This window comes from Parapedobacter flavus, assembly GCF_035818675.1.
GTDB classification, from domain to species: Bacteria; Bacteroidota; Bacteroidia; order Sphingobacteriales; family Sphingobacteriaceae; genus Parapedobacter; species Parapedobacter flavus.
This window is the reverse complement of the sequence record NZ_JAYKZZ010000016.1, coordinates 1-17,643: the sequence shown is the minus strand read 5'-3', so window position 1 is coordinate 17,643 and position 17,643 is coordinate 1. Positions and strand designations below refer to the sequence as shown.

At 48.0% G+C, this 17,643-nt stretch carries 15 protein-coding genes; 5 read left to right on the top strand and 10 right to left on the bottom strand.

Annotated elements, in window-relative coordinates:
• Positions 1–29: 29 nt before the first annotated feature.
• The 8 genes from U9S71_RS13370 to U9S71_RS13335 form a co-directional block, all read right to left on the bottom strand.
• On the bottom strand, positions 30–902 hold the full coding sequence (locus tag U9S71_RS13370) for a menaquinone biosynthesis family protein (RefSeq protein WP_326328012.1): 873 nt from the start codon (positions 900–902) through the stop codon (positions 30–32).
• Between the two features lie 254 nt (positions 903–1,156).
• Entirely contained in the window at positions 1,157–1,933 is a 777-nt protein-coding gene (gene surE, locus U9S71_RS13365; RefSeq protein ID WP_326328011.1) for a 5'/3'-nucleotidase SurE, read from the bottom strand.
• Positions 1,934–2,025: 92 nt separating this feature from the next.
• Positions 2,026–2,211 (bottom strand): CsbD family protein, encoded by a 186-nt coding sequence (locus U9S71_RS13360; protein ID WP_326328010.1) that lies wholly within the window; start codon positions 2,209–2,211, stop codon positions 2,026–2,028.
• Positions 2,212–2,375: 164 nt separating this feature from the next.
• Positions 2,376–3,770 (bottom strand): OmpA family protein, encoded by a 1,395-nt coding sequence (locus U9S71_RS13355; RefSeq protein WP_326328009.1) that lies wholly within the window; start codon positions 3,768–3,770, stop codon positions 2,376–2,378.
• A gap of 433 nt (positions 3,771–4,203) precedes the next feature.
• On the bottom strand, positions 4,204–5,214 hold the full coding sequence (locus tag U9S71_RS13350; protein WP_326328008.1) for an inorganic phosphate transporter: 1,011 nt from the start codon (positions 5,212–5,214) through the stop codon (positions 4,204–4,206).
• Positions 5,215–5,220: 6 nt separating this feature from the next.
• Positions 5,221–5,868 (bottom strand): DUF47 domain-containing protein, encoded by a 648-nt coding sequence (locus U9S71_RS13345; RefSeq protein WP_326328007.1) that lies wholly within the window; start codon positions 5,866–5,868, stop codon positions 5,221–5,223.
• Positions 5,869–5,959: 91 nt separating this feature from the next.
• The gene (locus tag U9S71_RS13340; protein ID WP_326328006.1) at positions 5,960–6,997 is read right to left on the bottom strand and encodes a sensor histidine kinase; all 1,038 of its coding nucleotides are present in this window, start codon (positions 6,995–6,997) and stop codon (positions 5,960–5,962) included.
• A gap of 15 nt (positions 6,998–7,012) precedes the next feature.
• Positions 7,013–7,672 carry a phosphatidylserine decarboxylase family protein gene (locus tag U9S71_RS13335; protein WP_326328005.1) on the bottom strand — a complete coding sequence of 220 codons (660 nt, stop codon included), beginning with the start codon at positions 7,670–7,672 and terminating at the stop codon, positions 7,013–7,015.
• 157 nt (positions 7,673–7,829) lie between these two features.
• Here U9S71_RS13335 and U9S71_RS13330 point away from each other — a divergent pair, with 157 nt between their 5' ends.
• The 4 genes from U9S71_RS13330 to U9S71_RS13315 all read left to right on the top strand — a co-directional run bounded on the left by U9S71_RS13330 (position 7,830) and on the right by U9S71_RS13315 (position 13,230).
• Complete coding sequence (locus U9S71_RS13330) at positions 7,830–10,373, top strand: DUF5686 and carboxypeptidase-like regulatory domain-containing protein (protein WP_326328004.1); 2,544 nt, start codon at positions 7,830–7,832, stop codon at positions 10,371–10,373.
• 2 nt (positions 10,374–10,375) lie between these two features.
• Positions 10,376–11,149 (top strand): enoyl-CoA hydratase/isomerase family protein, encoded by a 774-nt coding sequence (locus tag U9S71_RS13325; protein ID WP_326328003.1) that lies wholly within the window; start codon positions 10,376–10,378, stop codon positions 11,147–11,149.
• Complete coding sequence (locus U9S71_RS13320; RefSeq protein WP_326328205.1) at positions 11,073–11,672, top strand: hypothetical protein; 600 nt, start codon at positions 11,073–11,075, stop codon at positions 11,670–11,672. Before U9S71_RS13325 ends, U9S71_RS13320 begins: the two co-directional genes overlap by 77 nt.
• Positions 11,673–11,763: 91 nt before the next feature.
• On the top strand, positions 11,764–13,230 hold the full coding sequence (locus U9S71_RS13315; protein ID WP_326328002.1) for a glycine--tRNA ligase: 1,467 nt from the start codon (positions 11,764–11,766) through the stop codon (positions 13,228–13,230).
• Positions 13,231–13,266: 36 nt separating this feature from the next.
• Here U9S71_RS13315 and U9S71_RS13310 read toward each other — a convergent pair whose 3' ends face one another.
• On the bottom strand, positions 13,267–15,246 hold the full coding sequence (locus tag U9S71_RS13310) for an alpha-L-fucosidase (RefSeq protein ID WP_326328001.1): 1,980 nt from the start codon (positions 15,244–15,246) through the stop codon (positions 13,267–13,269).
• A 286-nt stretch (positions 15,247–15,532) separates the two neighbouring features.
• Here U9S71_RS13310 and cobA point away from each other — a divergent pair, with 286 nt between their 5' ends.
• Positions 15,533–16,348, top strand: coding sequence for a uroporphyrinogen-III C-methyltransferase (cobA, locus tag U9S71_RS13305; RefSeq protein WP_326328000.1), 816 nt, complete (start codon positions 15,533–15,535; stop codon positions 16,346–16,348).
• Positions 16,349–16,359: 11 nt separating this feature from the next.
• On the opposite strand, the gene U9S71_RS13300 is transcribed toward cobA, so the two are convergent.
• On the bottom strand, positions 16,360–17,472 hold the full coding sequence (locus U9S71_RS13300; protein ID WP_326327999.1) for a formylglycine-generating enzyme family protein: 1,113 nt from the start codon (positions 17,470–17,472) through the stop codon (positions 16,360–16,362).
• Between the last annotated feature and the right edge of the window lie 171 nt (positions 17,473–17,643).

Genomic DNA, 17,643 nt, shown 5'->3' with positions numbered 1-17,643 from the left:
AGTGACCCGGTTAAATCATGGGCTGAATGTTAGCCCGTAGGCTCTAAGAATAGTTCTTGTGTAGTCCGGGGCACCAGCTGCAACGCCCAAGCTTGGTTGAAAAGCGTTTGTATAGCCGCCCGGCCTGTATCACCAAGTGTGACCGAAAAGGGGTTGACATACAACTCGATATGCTTATACATGACCTCCTCGCTCATTTCTTGCGCGTGAAAACGGATAAAGTCGATGCCGGACTGTGGATTGGCCAACGCGAACTCGACGCTTTTGCGTATGACTCGGTTTATTTTGCGCTTTATATCGTCGGTGAGCCTACGACTCGCTACAATGCCGCCCAATGGAATGGGGGAGCCAGTGGTCCTTTCCCAGTAATCACCAAGATCCATAACCTTATGTAGCCCCTTATGCTGATAGGTGAAGCGATTCTCGTGTATGATGAGACCTAGGTCGATATTGCCGTCAACCAACGCATGTTCAATAGCGGAAAACACCATTTCTCGCTTATGGACTAACCCCGGGAATGCCAGGCCCAATAAAAAGTTGGCCGTTGTATACTTTCCCGGAATACCCACCGTTAATCGCTCGGTATGCGCTCGCACACCATCACCGGTTGCCAACAGTTGCTCCGCAAGGACTTGGTCTTTAGTAATCAGCAGCGGCCCGACACCGAACCCCAGCGCACTGCCTGCATCGAGCAAAACATAGTTCTCGACGGCATATGCGTAAGCGTGGTAGCTCAGCTTGGTGATGTCCAACTCGGCATTGAATGCCTTTTGATTCAACGTTTCTACATCCTCGTAGTATACCTCGAAACTCAGTCCCTCGGTATCAATCTTGTGATGGATGAGCGCGTCGAAAATAAACGTATCATTGGGACAGGGGGAAAACCCGAGCGAGAGTCTCATGCTAACGACAATTTCTCAATAAAAATTAAAAGAAGCAGGGCTACAAACGTAATCAACAGCACACCGCGAGCGCTTCGATCCAGCGCCCACCTGTAAAAAACCCGGAGGAGCAATAGGTTAATAGCTGCAGCGATAACATACAGACTCAACGGATTCATAGTTACGCCTAGCGGAGAAAATTCCTTAAGCAGCCAAGCTAATGCCGGTGCAGGCACGCCTAAAAGGCAACCTAAAAAAAACGAATTCCGTTGCATTTAATTACCGTCAAAATTCCACGAATTGAGCTCGGGTATCGCATGGTGGGCAGTCATGTCAAATTGAACGGGCACAATGGAAGCGTACCCATTCTGAAGAGCCCACACATCGGTATCCTCTCCGCGATCACGCAGCTGGAAGACACCCGTAAGCCAATAATAGCTGCGATTACTCGGATCTGTTCTTTCATCAAACTCTTCTGCCCATTTCGCGTCTGCTTGCCGACATATTTTAACTCCCTTTATCTTATCACCCTTCGGAAAGTTTACGTTAAGCAGTGTGCCTTTGGGCAGCCCGTTGGCGAGGACCTGCTTGGTAATACTTTGGATATAGGGCCGACAATTAGAAAAGTCGGCGTCAATCTCCAAATCGTCATAAGAAAATCCGATGGATGGGATATCCTCGATGGCCCCTTCTACGGCGGCTGACATCGTGCCCGAATATAATACATTGATCGAATTATTAAGACCATGATTGATCCCGGAGACACAGACGTCGGGCTTTCTCCCCTTGAAGACTTTGTTTACTGCAAGTTTAACGCAGTCAACAGGAGTCCCAGAGCATTTATACATTTCAACTTCGGGATAAATATAGATACGGTCGATACGCAAGGGGTTACCGATCGTTATCGCGTGTCCGGTTCCGGACTGTGGCCCTTCTGGTGCCACCACCGTAACATCACCTATTTCCTGCATTTCTTCAATCAATACCTTGATACCCGGGGCGGTGACGCCGTCATCGTTAACCACGAGGATAGAGGGCTTTCTTTTTACCATTGGGCTAAGTTAAAAAGAAAAAGCGTTACCGATGTTACCAGTAACGCTTTCGCTTAATTTTACATTAAACTAAAATGCCCACACATGCAAGGTTACAACTTATTTAACCAATCGACCACCTCATCGCGAGCTTTGCCCGTCTTCTTCTGGATACGGCCGATCAGCTCATCTTCCTTTCCCTCTTCGTATAACAAATCATCATCTGTCAAGTCCGCGTACTGTTGTTTGGCCTTCCCTTTCAGCTCGTTCCAATTCCCTTTTAATCTTAAATTACTCATCGTTCTATGTTCTAATTTATTCAACTAACATATAAACACCTATACGACGGATAAGTTTGCCTAGGTACAAGAAATAATCCACCCCTTATAAAAGGGATCATAAAAAAACGGCCAACCCTTATGAGGTTGGCCGTTTTTTTATCAGCAATTCTAATTGATTTTGCTTAGTTCTTGATTTCAACACGACGGTTAAGTACGCGGCCTTCTTCAGTAGCGTTTGAAGCTGCAGGAGCAGCTTCTCCGAACGCCTGAACGTTGATTTTGGCAGCGTCAACGCCAGAGTTAACCAAGTATTGTTTAACCGAGTTAGCACGGTCTTTTGACAACGTCATGTTGTAAGCTTCAGTACCTTCGGCAGAAGCATGACCGTCTAATGTAACGGTTGCACCGCTTTCGCGCAATTCAGATGACAAACGGTCGAGAGTTGAGTACGACTCAGTTTTCAATACCGAACTGTCGAACTCAAACTGAATGTTTGAATAGGTACCAGTAGTGGCAGTAGCTTCAGGCTCTGGGAACTTAATCGGGCAACCAGCACCATCAACCTGAGTACCAGCAGGAGTACCTGGGCATTTGTCAAAACGATCAGAAACACCATCACCGTCTTCGTCATTGTTCAACTCATCAACAATGCCTTCCAATGTAGATACGCGTTGTTTCAATGCTTCAAGCTCGTTGCGCAATGAAGGGTCTTTCAACTCATCATACAAGGTAGACACAGGGTTATGCCAAGTCAAATCCGGTTTCGAAGAAGAACCCAAAGAGAATTCTAAACCTGCGTAAGTGTAAGAGAATTTGTCATTAGCTGCACGGTTCTCAACCGGGCCGAACAATGACTTGTCATCAACAAAGTTCATGGTATAACCCAAGTTCAACGCTACACGGTCTGACAGCTTGAATTTAACGCCTACGCCTACAGGGATGTAGGTTTCACGTTTGAAATCACGGTCATGGGCACCGGTACGCTCCCCAGGGAATTCTTCGCCCCAAGCGCCCGTATTATCCCAAGCACCAGAAGAACCATCGGCATCCGTATAACCTACCGGATTGAAGGCGATTAGGCCGTAACCTACACTTGCATAGAAGTTAACAACGTTCTCACGACGCAAGAAGTCGATGGTAGCCAATTGGAATACACCATTTAAGCTAGCAGCATATTGCACAGAGGTCTCGGCCGACTGGAACGGACCAGCTCCTGAGGTTCCGTTTGCTGCAGCGAACGAATACGTATTGCCCACACCGTTGTTGTTGTAAGTAAAAATCCTACCGCGGTTGGCAGCTGCTTCTAAACCAAACCAGCTCGACAATTGCTTACGTACAGTGATACCGTAGTATTCGCGCAGCTTGTACTCTCCGAAACCTACTTTTTGGTTAAACGCATTCGATCCGCCGATGATTACAGATGGTGTAGTAAAACCACCGTTTACACCGATAGACCATGTTCTGTATTGGGATCTTCCTCCAAATACAGTCGGCTCTTGTGCCTGCACTGTATCGGTGAGCCCGAAGGCTGCTACAAGCGAGCAAGCAACTGCCGTTTTGATTGTAGAATAATTCATACTCTTGTTTTTTTTAAGGTTAAAAATTTTTAATTGTCTAATTTCTCGCAAAAATAACCAATAGTTTGATTCCCGCAATATTTGCAAATACTATTCCAGTTTTTTATCTTTTTATGATTTTCTAAAAAAAAACGCAGAAACACACCTTCTCCTTTAGATTAAATCAAATACGCCCCTTTGATACACAGACGTTTACAACAAACGTCGCGTGTTGATTAAACTTCAACACGTAGCAGACGTGTTATGCTTCCCGCCGTACTCACCTCAAAATAGCATGACCTCTTCTTCCACGATACCAAACCTCGAATGTCTATTTTTTTAGTCAGTCTAGCAAATGTGCTGTAAATCTACAGATTAATTGCTTCCGTTCCTAAATTTTTATGATTTTATCTTTCGGTGCAGTCCATCACAGCGGGCATACTATCCCCCGCGGTCAAAAAAGGTAATGGATAACGGTATAAGTAATACCGGCCAATATCGCCGAAACAGGAATAGTGAGTACCCACGCCCAAAGTAGGCTGATTGTAACTCCCCACCGCACAGCAGACACACGTTTAACCACGCCGACCCCGATAATTGACCCTGTAATCGTATGGGTTGTAGACACCGGAATGCCGAAATGTTCCGTTATACCCAATGTAATCGCTCCCGCAGTTTCTGCCCCCACACCTTCCAACGCGTTCACTTTCGTAATTTTGGTCCCCATCGTCTTTACGATTTTCCACCCGCCGCTCATCGTCCCTAACGCAATCGCAGAATAACACGTCAATGGAATCCATTCGGGCATACTATCCCCCGACTGCAAATACCCACCCGCTACCATAGCGACGAAGATAATGCCCATCACTTTCTGTGCATCGTTCCCCCCATGCGCAAAGCTCAACGCGGCCGATGATACCAGCTGTAGTTTCCGAAACCACCACTCCGCGACTGACGGCTTGGCTCGCTTGGATATATTTATGATAATCAGTGTAATGATGACGGCGATAATCATTCCTACCGCGGGCGCCAGCACGATAAACGAAATGATTTTCAATGTCGCATTCAAGTTAATCGCTCCGATAACATTGTCGCCCAAAATAAAAGCATGTGTCATACCGGCACCAGCAAATCCACCTATCAGCGTGTGCGAGGAGCTGGAAGGCACACCATAATACCACGTAAACAGGTTCCAACCAATTGCCGCTACCAGCCCTGCCAGAATCACGTCTAATGTGATGTACTCCTCCAGCACTGTCTTCGCTATGGTGTTGGCCACTTTGTGATCGGTGAAATAAAAATACGCAGCAAAATTGAACATCGCAGCCCAAAGTACTGCTTGAAAAGGAGACAGCACCTTCGTCGATACGATGGTGGCGATAGAATTAGCCGCATCGTGAAAGCCATTGATATAATCAAATGCAATAGCAAGGACGACAACAACAATCAATAATGTGCTGATCATATGAACTTAGGCGTTTTTCACTAAAATACTTTCCAACACATTGGCTACGTCTTCACATTTATCGGTAGCGGTTTCCATAGCAGATAGTACCTCTTTATACTTAATTAGTACAATGGCGTCTTTCTCAAACTCGAAAAGTTCACCCACCGCCTTATCAAATATATAATCGGCTTTATTCTCAATGCTGTTGATCCGCACACAGGAATCTGTGATATTCCGGATATTTTTTAGGTTGCGTAATTCGTGAACGGCTTTGGCCACATCTTCGGTAGCCTCTAAAATCAAATCGGCCATTTCGATAATGGGCTCTGTAATCTGCTCCACTTTGTATAAGTCGATGCGGTTGGACGCATCGTGTATAAAATCGGCGACATCATCTAGGGAGCTGGTCAACGTATGGATGTCTTCGCGGTCAAATGGTGTAATGAAGTTTTTCCCGAGCTCCAAATGTATCTGATGCGAAATATCGTCCCCGCGATGTTCGAGGTCTTCGATTTTTCGGCATAGTTCCTTCCGTTTATCGGGATCTGCTAGGTTAACCAGTTCCTTTAGTAGCTTAGCCATATCAATGAGGTTGCTACTTGCCTGTTCAAACAATGGAAAAAACTTTTTGTCTTTAGGAACGAAATATTGAAATATGCTATTGAGCGACATAGGGGATTTTATTTATGCAAAAATATGACGCCAATGTTAACTTAATGTTAATTAACAACTCTTTTTCATATTAATTGCCGGCAAGAAGAACTTACAACGATGGTTTCACCTTCTCCAAGGTAAAAGCAAATGTCGTTCCGACGCCCTCCGTACTGCGCACATTGACCGTTTGTTGGTGTGCTTCGATGATGTGTTTTACGATAGATAGTCCCAAACCTGAACCGCCTATCCTCCGCGACCGGCTCTTGTCCGTCCGATAAAATCGCTCGAAAATCCGTGGAAGATTTTTCTCCTCAATCCCAATACCATCGTCTGTTACTTCCACAAGTACTGTTTCAAATAGTTCATAGACCCTTATGTCGGTCTGCCCCCCCCGCTTACCGTACTTAATGGAATTGCTGACGAGGTTCACAAATACTTGACGTAGCTTCTCCCGGTCTGCCCTTACCAAGGTAGGGGATTGGTATTTTTCTTTAAAAACTAGCCCGATCTCGTAGTATGAGGCTTTATCCTCCATCGATTCAAGCACTTCGCTGATCAACGTGATAAGGTCGAATTTTTGGTAATTGATTGGAACCTGTCCACTTTCCAATTTCGATATTTCATCCAGGTCTTTTATTAAAAACGATAGCCGATCCAGGTTCGAAGATGCTTTCCTCAAAAACTGCGTCGCCATCTCGACGTCTTCCTGCATCATGCCGTCCTGCAACGCATCGACATAACCTTGAAGGGCAAACAAAGGTGTTTTAAACTCATGCGCTACATTGGAAAGAAATTCCCGCCGAAACCGCTCCTGCTCCTTCAACCGATCTATTTCCTTCTTCTTCTCCTTCGCCCAATCCCGCACCTGCTGCTCAACATCATTGATTGGGTCGTCGCTCATTTTTTCGCCCAACGCGTCTTTAAGATCTTTTCCCAGTTTAAGGTTGTGGATGAGCTTATAGATGAGCTTTATCTTGCCGTAAATATAACGTTGGAATAAATAATAGAATGTTAAGAAGCTGATGGCGAATGAGATGATGAAGGTAACGAGGAAATGCTGCCAACTGTGTTGAAAATAGAAATTCACGCAGGCCATAGACAGCCCAACGGCACAGGCATTGATAAAAACAAGCAGGATAAACCTCATGACATTAGCAAACCACTAGTCGAAGCGACCGAGGACGGTCAGCCCCCCCGAAACCCTATCCCCGATGTTAACATTCACTTTTGTCCCTAAAGGAAGAAAAACGTCTACACGCGAACCGAACTTGATAAAGCCGAACTCTTCCCCCTGGGTTACTGCTGAGCCCTCTTGCACATACCAAACGATGCGGCGTGCCATAGCTCCGGCTATTTGTCGGAATAGTACTTCTTTGCCCCCGGCGGTTTGCACCGCGATGCTGGTCCGTTCGTTAAGGGTAGACGATTTGGGATGCCAAGCCACCAGGTATTTTCCTGAATGATAGCGGAAGAAACTAACTTTTCCGCTTACCGGATTGCGGTTGATGTGTACGTTCACCGGCGACATAAAAATAGACACCTGTATCCGCTTATCGTGGAAGTACTCCGTTTCTTCGGTTTCTTCAATCACCACCACTTTCCCGTCGGCAGGGCAGAGGATATTCTTTTCATCCGTAATCACGCGCCTGCGCGGATTTCGGAAAAATTGTAAAACAGTGACAAACAACAGGAACGAAACAAGATAGGTCGCCCACACGATAAACGCATTATCCGACACAAAATAATGCACCAAGGCGTTGGCAACTAAAATCACCAATACAACAATAGCAATGCTAGTATATCCTTCTTTATGGATGGTCATTTATAGAAATTAATGGACAAACTTAGATAAATTTCTTCTATATACCATAGATACCGGACTGCCAATTGGGTCTTTTTATCTCGAGTTCTTAAACTTCCCAACAAATTGTATCTTGTGAACGTTTATACTCGTTGGGTATGAAAGAGAATGGGCTGCTATGAGAATACGATTCACCGCTTTAAAAGGAACGCTGCTGATGATGGGCGTGGTTGCCTTTTCATCGCTTTCAGCACAGCAGACCATTCGCGGTAGGGTGACCGATGCAACCACGCATGAAGGCATCCCCGGTGCGACCGTCGTGCTGCTGTACACAGAGCGAGGTACGTCTACCGATAGCTCGGGAAATTACGCCATAACGCCGATAGGGCCCGCCACAGCGGTTCAGTTTACCGCATTGGGTTATAAAACGGTTACCAAAAAGCTGGAGCCCGATCCCCTACAGATTATTGATGTAAGCTTGGAAGAAGATTTCACGGCGCTTGACGAAGTCGTTGTCAGCGGGAAAGGGAGATACCGCAACCGTAATAACCCGGCTGTGGAGCTTGTTCGCAAAGTCATTGAGTATAAAAACGTGAACCGGTTGACGCGTTTTGACCATGTTTCCTTCAATGCATATGAAAAAATCATGATGGCGGTAAGTAATGTGCCTAAGTTTGTCGCCAATAATGTACTGACCAAGGGCTATCGCTTTGTGTTTGAAAATGTAGACACAACCTTGGTCCCCGGTCGAGCGCTTCTGCCAATTTACTTAGAAGAAAGCCTTTCAAAACAATACCATCGGCTGTATCCCGGGGCCACCAAAACGGTCATCACCGCAAACAAAAAGACCGAACTGGATGCCCGGTACGTCAACAACGAAAATATCCAGACCTATTTCAATTTTATCTACACCGATGTGGATATTTATGAAAACAACGTGTTGATTCTAAACAAGCCTTTTCTAAGTCCAATTGCTGACGCCGCACCGTTATTCTACAAGTTTTTTATTACGGATACTATCGCTACAGCCGAAGGCAAATTTGTTGAATTAACGTTCGTACCCAGGAACAAAACCGACCGGCTTTTCTCGGGCAGGCTACAGGTTACGTTAGATGGAAATTACGGCATACGCCGTGCCGACATCCGGGTAGACCGGCAGGCAAACCTCAACTGGGTGAACGACTTTTCACTTTCGCTCCGCTTTCATCGCCACGAAAACGGCACATACCTTCCGGCTTATTCCGAAATGAAAATCAACTTCGGACTGCAAGGGAGTGACGGGGGGGCATTCGGTCAACGAACATTGGTGTATTCCGGATACGATACGGAAACGATGATCCCTCCAAACACATTTAATGGCCAACAAACAACGGAGGCTCCCGGCGCTGACGCTCGATCTGCACCATTCTGGGATAGCAAACGACCGCTAGCGTTGACACCCGTTGAGGCAAAGACATATGCTAACCTGGATAGCCTGCAAAACAATCGTTCGTTCAAGCGGACATTGAAGCTGGGGTATTTGCTTGCGCAAAGCTATCTAAACGCGGGCCCGGTCGAATTCGGCCCCATAGAACACACCTATAGTTTCAACGAGCTTGAAGGAAGCCGTATCCGGATTGGCGGACGAACCACCCGCGGGCTATCCGAAAAGTTGTATGCGGAGACCTATACCGCTTATGGAACCACAGATAATCAATTGAAATTCTATGGTAGCGTGGCTCACACACTCAATCGGCGACGCCTTGGCGAATATCCTGCACATTATATGCAGCTCACCTACCAACACGATGCGCGTGAGCCTGGGCAACTACTGGGATTCCGGAATGGTGACAGCTTTGTCCGCTCATTCCGCAGCGGCAAACAGGACAAATGGAGCTATTTTGACGTATGGAAACTTGGTCACGTTGTTGAATTTGGGCACCATTTTATGCTGCAAACCTCTTTCACCTCTCAGCGGGAGAACCCCGCCGCTAACCTTAACTTCATAACAGCAGCAAACAACCCCGATACAATACGCACACTGCGGACATCGGAGCTGGGGATCGACCTTCGATGGGCCCCCCACGAAGCATTTTTCCAACGTAATTTGGAGCGGACGCCGATTACCAATGAGTTTCCGATAATTAACTTGCGCTACAACATGGGCCTGAAGGGACTTTTTGGGGGCGAATATAGCTATCATGCCCTACGACTTGGCGTATCCAAACGTATATTCCTTTCCCAATTGGGCCTAGCCGATGCAAACTTGACCGCCGGCTACGTGTTTGGCACCGTGCCTTTTCCACTACTCGATATTCCCTATGCCAGTAGAAGCTATGCGCTGACGCAAGACGCTTATGCGCTAATGAACGACCTGGAGTTCGTGAGCGATCAATATCTCAAGCTGCACGTGGAATACCGGCCACACGGGTTTATCTTGAATAAGATCCCCCTATTGAAAAGACTGAAAATACGCGAGGTGGCCAGCTTCAAATTGCTCTATGGCGGTGTGCGGCCGGAGAACCGACCCGAGAATAACCCGGCGGTCTTTTTGTTCCCCACAGATGGAGACGGTAACCGAACGACGTTTGCCCTAAGCCGAACGCCGTATATGGAGGGCGCTGTGGGGGTGGAGAATATTTTGAACGTGCTGCGTATCGAATATGTACGGCGATTGTCATACCTCAACCACCCCGATATAAACAAAGGAGGGTTTCGTTTTAGTGTTAAAGTAGACTTCTAATCATGATTTATCAAAACTTACACATTGAAGACATAGGGCATATCCGGCGGATCACCATTGCCCGGGAGGCAAAATTAAATGCATTGAATAAAGCCACATTGTCGGAGCTACATAGTGCTATTACCGAAGCATTGTCTTCAGATACGGTAAGGGGCGTAGTACTAACCGGTGCCGGAGAAAAGGCGTTCGTGGCAGGAGCAGACATCTCCGAATTTGCTTCCTTCAACGTAGACGAAGGACGGGAGCTGGCACGTGTGGGTCAAATCACTGTATTTGATGTAATACACCACGCCACTAAACCAATCGTCGCCGCAATTAATGGGTTTGCCCTTGGAGGCGGGCTGGAACTTGCCTTGGCCTGCCACATCCGGGTTGCAGCCAGTCATGCGAAGATTGGTCTGCCAGAGGTTTCGCTAGGACTTATACCGGGGTACGGCGGCACACAGCGCTTAGCGCAGCTGGCCGGACGTGGCCGGGCGTTCGAAATGATCCTAACCGGTGATACAATCACTGCCACCGAAGCCCATGAATACGGTATCATAAATCACATCACTGAACCTACGGAGCTGCTCGCTAAAGCAGAGCATATCCTCCACCGTATATTATCGCGGTCACCAAGTGCCGTCGCCGCCGCTATATACGCCATCAACGCGGGCTTTGCAGGCTGGCGCACGGGTTTCGAAACCGAGATCGAACAGTTTGGCAAATGTTTCGATACGCCCGATTTTAAAGAGGGGGTTTCCGCTTTTCTGGAAAAGCGGAAACCAAATTTCTGATGGTAAGCACACCGCCGAAAATACCTTAAAAACAGGGATTTCCATTTCAACGCTGTCACCATATATCTTTGTGGCAGAAATGATGCTTATGAAGACTCTTATACCCAACGGCCCGCCCGTTTCACGCCGCATTCTTCCGGTGTTACTTTTACCGTTGTGTGCACTGTTCAGTTCGTGCTTTCAACTGATCAAGGAAATGACAGTAAATTCAGATGGTTCGGGTACCTTCGCCCTCACAGCAAATCTAAGCCAAAGTCGCAGTAAACTTGCCTCCGTGATGCTACTGGATAGTATAAATGGACATAAGGTGCCTTCAAAACCCGACGTTCGAAAAGAAATATCGCTTGACCGCTACATCGCATTCCACAAGCTTTTTGGCTCCATGGGCGACTTCTATTTCAAGTCAAATGGTGTTAAGGGCAACCGCATATCGGGTGAGTTCGTCGCCCAAACACCAGCAGGCTTCGATAATTCTTTACAATACTTGTTTAGCCTGGTTGATTACGCCACTGAGCAGCGCTAGCCGCACGTGTTAACAACGACAAGTAAGGGCCTCCGTTTGGAGGCCTTTGTTGTTTGCATATCAGGGGCTTTTTATCTATGTTTGCCGTCTTATGAGCAAACAGACGGATGACTTCTTCAAGCAAGTAGTTTCACATGCCAAAGAATACGGATTCGTATTCCCTTCGAGCGAGATATACGACGGCCTTAGCGCTGTTTATGATTATGGCCAATTAGGAGCCGAACTGAAAAACAACCTGAAGCAATACTGGTGGAAAGCCATGGTGCAGCTCCATGAGAATATCGTGGGCATCGATTCGGCTATCTTCATGCATCCCACCACGTGGAACGCGTCCGGGCACGTGGATGGGTTCAATGACCCCATGATCGACAACAAGGATTCGAAGAAACGTTACCGTGCCGACCAGCTCATCGAAGATAAAATTACCCGCTACGAGACTGACGGGAAAACAGCGAAGGCCCAGCAATTGCAAGCCGACCTTGATGCCGCACTTAATGATGACGACCTGCCCCGCCTGAAAGCCATCATCGAGGAACACAACATCGTCTGCCCCATATCCGGCACCAAGAACTGGACCGACGTACGGCAGTTTAACCTCATGTTTTCCACGCAGATGGGCGCATCGGCAGAGGGTGCGGAAACCGTTTACTTGAGACCGGAGACCGCCCAAGGGATTTTCGTTAACTTTCTGAATGTACAGAAGAGCGGGCGGATGAAGGTTCCCTTTGGTATCGCCCAAATCGGCAAAGCGTTCCGCAACGAAGTCATTGCCCGCCAGTTTATCATGCGCATGCGCGAGTTCGAACAAATGGAGCTGCAGTTTTTTGTACGGCCTGGCACCGAAATCGAATGGTACAACAAATGGAAGGAAACACGGTTGAAATGGCACCTTGCTATCGGGGGCAACCAATCCAAATACCGCTACCACGACCACGTGAAGCTGGCACACTATGCCAATGCGGCGGTAGATATCGAATATGAGTTTCCGTTCGGATTCAAAGAGGTGGAAGGTATCCACTCCCGTACGGATTTTGACCTGACCCAACACCAGAAGTTTTCAGGTAAGAAGCTGCAATATTTCGACCCTGAAGTCAATCAAAACTACGTTCCTTACGTGGTGGAAACCTCTATTGGGCTCGATCGCCTTTTTCTCACCGTGCTATGTAACTCTTTTGAGGAAGAAGACCTGAGTACTGAAGAGAAGAAAGACTCAAGGTCCGTACTCCGTTTCCACCCCACACTTGCGCCCATCAAAGCGGCCATCCTACCACTCACCAAAAAGGACGGATTGCCCGATAAAGCGCGGGAAATATTAAATCGACTGAAAATCGATTTCAATGTCAGGTATGACGAAAAAGACGCCATCGGCAAACGCTACCGCAGGCAAGATGCCATCGGTACACCTTTTTGTATCACCGTAGATTATCAATCGCTGGAAGACGATACCGTTACACTGCGGCACCGCGACAGCATGGAACAAGAGCGGGTGCCCGCAGCAGAGCTGGAAAGGATCATCGGTGATCTCGTAGGTTGGAAAAATTTACTTACGGCGCTATAGGCCAATAATAGGCGCTGCTTTTACAAGTTGCTTTTTTCAAAGGTCGCGATCTGCGCGTCCATTATATATATTGAACTCCGCAATGGACACCCGTGATCGATAGTGCTCCGCGCTTGCAATCGCATCGACGGTAAACCGGAAATAGCGAGCTTCCACCTTGTTGTCGAATGCCACATATTGCTCGATGGGGTTGGCCACAATGTTGGCGAACTCTCCAGCCGCTGTGGTATCCCATGTAATTCCGTCACGGCTGGTAGCCAGCTTATACCGACTCACAAGTCCTGCGGTTTCACCGTCTTGTCTGGGGAGGTAGCCGAAGCCGGAAAGGGTATGGATATGCCCCATGTCCACTACGAGCTGTTGAGGTAGGTCTGTTTCCGCCGTCAACCAAAAGGTTTCTTTCTTGCCATCGACAGCCAATGCCGGGTCTCCACCTTTGAAATCATTATCGATCATTTGCCAATTCGCGCGGTCGACACCAACTCGCACGGTCTCGCTTAATGAATAACTCGTTTGGGCCACTCTGAACAGACCAAAATCGCTCAACGCCACCGCGACCGGTGCAAATAAGCGCAAACGCAGGCGTTGGGCGATTATTGGCTCTTCCAGGGGAATAATCCGGCTAGCCCCGATGCTGGTCGCACGGGCGAGCGGTGTCCATCCCGTATCATTCCAAACATCCACCCATACGCTATCCAGCCGTTGGCCCAGTTTAATGTTTTCGCGCAGACGAATCAGGTCGAAAGTCTTCGTGCTTCCCAGGTCTATTATCAATTCGGGTGACGTCATATCGTCATCGCTTGCCCAATAACTGTAGCGGTCATCATCAAGCAGGTTGTCCGGCCCGAAGTGGCCGGTATCACCCTCGCGCACATTCGATGCCTCAAATTGAGCCCCGGCAGCCAGATTCGTCGCAAATGTTTCCGTTAATTTTATGCCGAAGCCCTCCAGTGCTGCCACATCAGCAGGGTGGAGCAGGCCGTCGGTGTTCGGTGCAAGCCCTAAATTCAGGGCTGCCCCACGCCCCACACTTTTAAGGTACAGGTCGAAAAGCTGATCGGGCGATTTCACCTGATTGTCCTGTTCGGGGTGGTAGAACCAGCCGGGTCGAAGCGGAACGTCGCATTCCGCAGGAATCCAAAATTTCCCGTCGCGCTTACCAGTACCTAAAAAGCGGTCATCTATATGCCCCGGGGCGGCCTTTCCACCGTCTGGACCGATGGGAGTAAATGTAGCCCACGAAGTCTCGGGCGCAATGCCTTTTTCGTTACCCACCCACCGGGTGTCCGGACCGATATCACTGAAAATCACAGCGGTGGGCTGCATCTCACGTGTTATTGGCCACGTCTTCTCTTGCCATTCGTAATAACTGGAGCGGTCGATTTTCCGCATTTCATTAGCGCCACCATAATACCCGTCACCGCCGTTGGCGCCATCGTGCCAGCTCGTAAAAAGCTCGCCATAGCCGCTGTACAACTCACGTAACTGCTCGCGATAAGCATCGGCATATTTTTCATTGCCATACTCCGGATCGTGACGGTCCCATGCTGATACATATATACCAAATTGCATCCCCTGTTTACGCACAGCCTCCATAAATTCCTTCACCATGTCGCCACTGCCGTTACGCCACGGGCTGTGCGTGATGTTATAATCAGTGGTTTTGGTGGGCCAAAGGCAAAACCCATCGTGGTGCTTGGCTACCGATATCAGCCCCTTGAACCCTGCCGATTTTGCTGCAGCAGCAATTTGGTTGGCATCGAAGTGTTGCGGATTGAACAAGCTGGCCGGCGCATCACCAAAACCCCATTCCTTATTCTGAAAAGTGGTAGGGGTGAAATGGATTAGACCATACAGCTCCATTTCATGCCAATTCAGCTGTGCCGCCGTTGGTATTGGCCCATAAGGAGCCGGCTCGTTTTTTTGTTGGCCATCGGATGAATCGCAAGCGCCAAAAGCGATGAGCGCCGCAAGCGAAATCAGATTGATACATTTATTACCGTTGATGCCTATCATAATGAAACGGGTTTATCGAAACGTAAAGATAGCAGTTTGACCAATAGAACGGCCCGATTGCAAGAATAATTGAGTCTTTAGGTAATACATTGCATAACGCTCCAGTGAATACATCATAAAATATTTTCGGTAACTCGGCATAGACGAGAGCGGGAAAGAGATATTAGTATGCTGTAAAACAATATATTATCTTTACCTATGCGTGTTTTTCAATTATAACTATAAAATAGGTAGACATTGTGTATATTTGCAGCGCATTGAGTTAAGTACACCAGCTATCGAAGATATGGTACAAGCATCTTTTTTAAAGAAACAACAGGTAGATCCGCGGATTACATTGGTAGGTGCCGGGCCGGGGGACCCCGACCTAATCAGTTTGAAAGGGGTTAAAGCCTTAAAAACCGCAAACGTTATCCTTTACGATGCGTTGGTAGATGAGCAACTGTTGGCCTATGCGCCTTCGGAAGCCATTAAAGTATATGTAGGAAATCCATCCGGCGACGAAAACTTCTCTCAGGATGTTGTCAACCAGCTGATGGTTGATTACGCATTGAATTTCGGTCATGTCGTGCGACTGAAGGGGGGCGACCTATTTGTTTTTGGCCGCGGACATGAAGAGCTGGATTATGCGGCCTCGTATAGTATCGAAGCCTCGGTTGTCCCTGGGATTTCAAGCGCCATTTCAGTACCCGGCCTCCAAGGCATTCCAGTAACCCATAGAGGCGTGAGCAATAGCCTTTGGATTCTCGCCGGATCAGACGACGAGGGAAACCTCTCGGAAGAGTTAAAGGACGCGGCTCAAAGTCGTGCAACAGTGGTGGTGTTACTGGGCTTCAACAAGCTTCCGGAAATTGTCGCCCTTTATCAGGCTGCCGGAAAGGGACGCTTGCCCGTCGCTGCCATTCAAAACGGTTCGATGGCGAATGAAAAAGTGGCCATTGGCATCGTCAATACCATCGTGGAGGTGACCGAAGAAAAGCAACTCGATAATATGGGGCCGGTGCTGTTGGTGTTCGGGTCGGCAGTCGAACTGAATCGGCAATTCCAGCCCATCAGCCGATTCTTCCAGCTAACAGCATGCAGTGAGCACATTGGTGAATAATAGACGGTAAGCTATTTTTTCGGAGCTGATTGGTCACTTACGCAGCGGAAACCGAGGTTGTTGCTCCCGCTACTGATTTCTCCTTTTCCTCGGCTGCCCGCAATATAGCGCTCACAATACTGTTCATTGCAAAGGAATGATCCCCCACGTTGTACACGTTTTACGGTTCCAGGCTCCAGGGGATCGTAGCTATCCGTAGGTCCTTTCGGGTTCGCTGCGGGACTATTCGCATAGTAGTCTGGACGATAATAATCCGAGCACCATTCCCATACGTTCCCATCCATATCGTACAACCCCCAAGCATTGGCCTGATACGATTTGACAGGTGCAACACCTTTGAAACCATCCTCGCCATAATCCTCTGCTGGAAAACTACCCTGATATACATTGGCTATCCAATGGCCTTTGGGTTTTAGGTCGTTACCCCAATAATACTTACTGTTGGTATGTCCTCCACGGGCAGCATACTCCCATTCTGCCTCCGTAGGAAGCCGCTTCCCCGCCCATTTGGCAAAAGCAGCAGCATCAGCATAAGCAATATGCACTACCGGCTCATTTTCGCGGCCCTGAAGATCGCTTCCCGGGCCCTCGGGTTGCCTCCAGCTGGCACCCGCCACGTAACGCCACCATTGGAGATGATTATTGAGATCCACCGCTTGGCTTGGTGGCGTAAACACCGCCGAGCCAGGCTGCAAGGCATCCAGTGGCACATTCGGAAAATCTTTCGGGTCTAGCGGTCGTTCTGCAATGGTTTGGTAACCTGTTGCTGCTACAAACCGTGCAAATTGAGCATTGGTTACTTCGTGCTCGTCCATCCAAAAACCGTCCACCGTCACTTCGTGTATAGGGTTTGCGTCGGCAAACTCCGCTGTTCCCATCAGGAATGTTCCCGCTTTAATGTAAACCATGGTAGCGTCATCGGCACCCAGAAAGGTATGTTCTTTCTCAGATTCAGCAATTGCAGCAGCACGCGAAGGGATTCCGTGCGAAACGCATGTAACCGTACTATCCACAACGGCGACACCCGTTGCCTGACGTTCTTCACGCGGATGGTTACATGCAATCATCAGCGCAATGACGGAGCCTGCTAAAGCGACATTTATAAATTGATATTTCAACACCATGGGATCCTAGATTTTCCACCACTAAATCAAACCTTACAATAAAACGTTAAAGATATAATTTTGGCTAGAAATATGGAAAGTATTGGATAACAAAAAAGCCCCATCGTTTTCACGTTGGGGCTTTCAGTAGGTTTTGGCGCCGACCTACTCTCACGCCTTTTACGGCAATAC